3 protein-coding genes are annotated in these 2,150 nt (G+C 35.1%); all 3 read left to right on the forward strand.

Annotated elements, in window-relative coordinates; translation table 11 throughout:
• Nucleotides 1-67 precede the first annotated feature (67 nt).
• Nucleotides 68-817 carry a hypothetical protein gene (locus tag ADH54_RS03575; RefSeq protein ID WP_049524070.1) on the forward strand — a complete coding sequence of 250 codons (750 nt, stop codon included), beginning with the start codon at nucleotides 68-70 and terminating at the stop codon, nucleotides 815-817.
• Between the two features lie 87 nt (nucleotides 818-904).
• Nucleotides 905-1,402 (forward strand): hypothetical protein, encoded by a 498-nt coding sequence (locus ADH54_RS03580; RefSeq protein WP_049524071.1) that lies wholly within the window; start codon nucleotides 905-907, stop codon nucleotides 1,400-1,402.
• Between the two features lie 13 nt (nucleotides 1,403-1,415).
• Nucleotides 1,416-1,946, forward strand: a complete 531-nt coding sequence (locus tag ADH54_RS03585) for a hypothetical protein (RefSeq protein ID WP_049524072.1) — start codon at nucleotides 1,416-1,418, stop codon at nucleotides 1,944-1,946.
• Nucleotides 1,947-2,150 lie beyond the last annotated feature (204 nt).

Consider the following 2,150-nt stretch of genomic DNA (forward strand, 5'->3'; position numbering starts at 1 on the left):
TGCTTCTGCAGGGATTGCGGCCGCAGTCGTTGCATCACTGTCTCAGCTAAAATTTTAGGAGTAGCCTATGAATTTAGATATTAGAGAGCTGACAAGCTCTCTTTCTAGTTACAGCTCTGCGACAAACCAAGCTGTAAACATAATGGCTGATGCAATCAGACCTATTGGGTATATCCTTTTAGGTCTTTTTTTCTGGTTTGAAATGGCATCGTGGTCACAAATGGTCAAGTCGAGAGGGGGAGCGTTAACACAGAAGATTTGGATAGAAGCCTTAATGAAATATTTATTTGCCTTAATCATGATCTCTGCCTCATCTCAAATTTGTGATGCCATTTTGGAATTACTTAATATTATTGTAAAGGTAATTGCTCATGTAACACCTACTGTTAAAGCAACCATTGATTCTAATATTTCTGGTGGGAAAGGAATATTTGAAAAAACTATCATTACTTTAGTAGGGAAAGCTGTAAGTGGAGTAGCTAACATTATTTTAGGGATTATTGTTTTCTTACGTTACTTAGATTTGTATATGCTTAAAGCCCTAGCTCCATTGTTAGTAGCCTTCTTTATGATGGACTCGTTACGATCTGTTACGATTAACTTCCTGAAATATTTTGCGGCATCCGCCCTTATTGGTGTTATCCTAATTATTGTTTCTGTTGTATACGATTCGATTGTGGCAACAGATCTTCTCAAGGTTACGACTGCAGACAATGGTACTTGGGGAACAGCCTTTGCTTCAATTGCCAAAGGAGTAATCTATATCTTTGTAATGGTCGGATCTAGTCGAAAAGCCAAGCAGCTTTTAGGAGTGTAATCTATGTGTAGAAAAATTAGAATTAATCGATGTGATCTATGTTTATAGAATCGTGTGGATGTTTTCTATAGAAAGAGGTGACTATCAATGGAAACGTTAAAGGAGATAGGAAATAAACAATTTAATGATTTACAAAAGCAACATGGGACAAGAGAGTTGAAGGATAAAATAACTTCTCTTGAACAAGAAATTACACGTCTTTCTTGGTTTGCCTATGAACATGAATTATTATCGGAGCCTTTATTGGAGTGGATATTGGATGGTAGGGTTAAGATAGATGAAATTCCTCGTGCTGTTCGGATGAGTAGTTATGGTGATGAACTATATATTTATGCTTGGCGCTATGCAGAAGCTAAGCAAGATGCTTTTTATGGCATGAGAATTCTTACCCTTCTTCAGGAAGATATAAAGCACTGTGTTATAGCCGATAGTATCAGTCAAACAGAGTATGTTTACCGTTTGGAACAGTGGATTAAATATATGGATCGTGGTAAAATGGTCTTCAAAGGAGATGAAAACTTTGAACGCTATTTTCAGGAACAAAAAGCGGCTAACAGAAGCCTATTCGATACTGAGGCGTTATGAGAATGAAATCAAATTGTTAAAGAAACAGTTAAGCATTCTTAATAGAGATTTGCCAAGAATTGAAGAATCGAATTATAGTGAAAGAATGATTCTTTTTAGTAAGACTATTCAGAATAGACGTATTATTATCACGGTGCGCTATAACCTAAATTATAAAAAACAGGTTGAAATGCTTTATTTTAGCTTGGATGATGGTCAAGGAAAGACTAAATACGCTCATCAGTTACAACTTCAAGCCCTCTATGGTAATCATGATGGATTATTTAAACAATTGGTAATAAGGGATTTTCTTATAAGAGATCCTAATAGAGGATATGGCAGTCTATTATTAAGGGAATCTCTTCTTCATATTAGTCAATTATTTGGAGTGAAGACTAAAATTGTTGGAAAGTTATCTTTTGTAGACGAAGTAGACAAGGTAAATCATCAACGTCGAGATCATTTGTACCAAAAATTTGGTTTTTCTATCACAGATGGAAGAATTTCACTTGATGAGATTCCTGTAGCTATGCTTGTAAAGGAACGTGATAAATACATGACATAACACTAACAGTTCTAAACGGACTGTTTTTTTGATGGAAAGGAAAATAATTGAAAAAAATTGGATCAGAATTTTTAAGAGAATTTGAAAATGAGGACAAGCCAATTCTATTTGGTCTAACTACTAGAATGCTTGTTTTATACCTGTGTTTGATAATAGCTGTCTCAGGGACAATTGCTATTTACTTCTTTGGTCTACCTGATTGGT

Source organism: Streptococcus pseudopneumoniae (assembly GCF_001072315.1).
In the GTDB taxonomy this organism is placed as follows: Bacteria; Bacillota; Bacilli; order Lactobacillales; family Streptococcaceae; genus Streptococcus; species Streptococcus pseudopneumoniae_R.

Excerpts from the sequence above, each read along its gene's own strand:
- ADH54_RS03575 (WP_049524070.1), top strand. The coding sequence starts at position 68 with ATGAATTTAGATATTAGAGAGCTGACAAGCTCTCTTTCTAGTTACAGC.
- ADH54_RS03580 (WP_049524071.1), top strand. The coding sequence starts at position 905 with ATGGAAACGTTAAAGGAGATAGGAAATAAACAATTTAATGATTTACAA.